At 62.0% G+C, this 2117-nt stretch carries 4 protein-coding genes; all 4 read left to right on the top strand.

Annotation, left to right across the window (positions count from 1 at the left end):
- On the top strand, nucleotides 1-253 hold a 253-nt coding region (locus IHN22_RS12500; RefSeq protein ID WP_191435684.1), incomplete at its 5' end, for a hypothetical protein.
- Complete coding sequence (locus IHN22_RS12495; protein ID WP_191435683.1) at nucleotides 247-1767, top strand: replicative DNA helicase; 1521 nt, start codon at nucleotides 247-249, stop codon at nucleotides 1765-1767. The genes IHN22_RS12500 and IHN22_RS12495, both read left to right, overlap by 7 nt.
- Entirely contained in the window at nucleotides 1764-1964 is a 201-nt protein-coding gene (locus tag IHN22_RS12490) for a hypothetical protein (protein ID WP_191435682.1), read from the top strand. Before IHN22_RS12495 ends, IHN22_RS12490 begins: the two co-directional genes overlap by 4 nt.
- Nucleotides 1965-1976: 12 nt before the next feature.
- Nucleotides 1977-2117: ParA family protein (locus tag IHN22_RS12485; protein WP_191435681.1), on the top strand; the 141-nt coding region annotated here is incomplete at its 3' end.

The raw sequence follows: 2117 nt of genomic DNA, 5'->3' as shown, positions 1-2117 counted from the left end.
GGCGGTGGAGCAGTGGGACAAGCTGCCGGAGGACCAGGCCCTGGTGAAGCGGTATGGATCTGAGGAGGCGCTGCTCCACGACATCGCCGTGGGGCTTAAAAGACACCTGGAATGTGAGGACTGGCGGGAAGGCCGGGGCATCCCCTACGCCTTCCGCTGGCTGCGGGACCGCCGGTGGACGGAGAAGCGGAAGACCGTGCAGGCCGCCTCATCGGTACAGGTGGTCCAGCGGGAGGAGGTGCCTACATGGTGAACACGGATGTTCAGGACCGGCTGTCCAATCAGGAGGCGGTGATTGGCTCCCTGCTGATCTCACCGGAGCTGGTGGGACCGGTGCTGAGCAAGGTGTCTGACCAGGACTTCCTGGACGAGAGTTACCGGCGGATCTATCAGGCCATCCGGGCCCAGTTTGTCAGCGGTCAGCCGGTGGACTCGGTGACCATACGGGACAGGCTGGGCGGCGGGGATCATTGGAGCAAGGCCCTCATCCAGATCATGGAGGACACCCCAACCGCCGCCAATATCTGGGCCTATGTGCCAAGGATGCAGGAACAGGCCCGAGTCTACCGCGGGCGGGAGATTGCCCAGGAGCTTACCACCGTGTCCGACATGGAGGCCATGGTCCAGGGTATAAGCAAGCTGCAGGCCCTCACAGTGGAGCGGCAGAGCGTGCGCCGGATGAACATGGAGCAGATGCTCCAGTCCTTTTGGCAGCGGCACACAACACCGCACCGGTACATGACCTGGGGGCTAGCCAAGCTGGATGAGCAGCTCTTTGTTGATCTGGGGGACATGGTGGTGCTGGGCGGCTATCCTTCCGCCGGCAAGACAGCTCTGGCCGTGACCTTTGCTTACCACCAGAGCGAGGTCAAGCGGGTGGGATTTTATTCCCTGGAGACCAGCCGCTACAAGCTGGCGGACCGTTTAATTTCCAATCTGGCTGGGATCGAGATGGCGGCTATCAAGCGGGGCGCCCTCACTGAGGCTGAGTGGGCCCAGGCGGCCAACTCCGCACCTAGGATCATCAAGCATCAGATGGACCTCATTGACGCCTCTGGTATGACGGCGGCAGATATTCGGGCAGACGCCCTGGCAAACCGATACCAGATCGTCTATGTGGACTATCTCCAGATTGTGGAGCCGGAGACCCGCAAGGCAAACCGGACGGAGCAGGTGGCCTCCATCAGCCGGGCATTCCAGCAGATGGCCCACACCAACGGCATCCTGACGGTGGCCCTGTCCCAGCTGTCCCGGTCGGAAAAGACCAAGGACGAGAGCAAGGTCATTGAGCCTACCATGAGCGATCTGCGGGAGTCCGGACAGATCGAGCAGGATGCGGACGCCATCCTGCTGCTCTACCTGGAGGACCCGTCCAAGCCAAATGAGAGCCGTCGTGTACTTAAATTGGCCAAGAACAAGGACGGAGAGCGGGGGCGGATGTACCTCACTTTTGACGGAGCTTATCAGCGATTCCGCCAGTCTGTGGTGGATCAGCCGGCGCCCCCGGTGGCCCCCATGAAGCGGCCCAGGCAGTACAAGCAGATCAGCTTTGCTGACCGTTTCTGGGAGGGCATTTATGATGACCCTGACGATCCCTTTGCGGAGAAAGGAGACCAGCATGGACAAGCCCAGAGCGGCCCAGCTGCTGCGGCTGGAGATCCTGCGCCGGGAGGCCCTGGCACGGGCCAGCAGCTTCCCGGCGGATCACCTGCAGGTGGCCCAGGCGCTGACTCTGGCGGTCCAGGCTCTGGAGGAGGCACAGCATGAGACTGGGCGAGAAGATCACCTGGACGCCGTCGGCCTTTGACCATGAAGTCAGCGGCCAGCGGGCGGACAAGATGCGCAAGCTGCGGTCGGTAACAGGCCGGATCGTCTACATCCATCCGGCCCGGCGGTATTACATGGCGGAAGCCAAAGTGGGCAATGAGACCATCCGGGAGTGCTTCCCGATGGAAAACAGATAGGAGTGTTCGTGCATGAAGACTTTTGCAATCGTGAATCGAAAGGGCGGGGTGGGGAAGACCACCACCGCCGTCAATCTGGCCTATGTGCTGGCCACCAGCTGCCGGCTGCGGGTGCTGTTGGTGGATGCCGATGGGCAGGCAAACGCCACTCAG

Origin of the sequence: Flavonifractor sp. An112 (assembly GCF_904377885.1) — a bacterium.
Classification (GTDB): domain Bacteria; phylum Bacillota; class Clostridia; order Oscillospirales; family Oscillospiraceae; genus Flavonifractor; species Flavonifractor avicola.
Note: the sequence above shows the minus strand (reverse complement) of the source record. Positions and strands in the feature narration are given on the sequence as shown.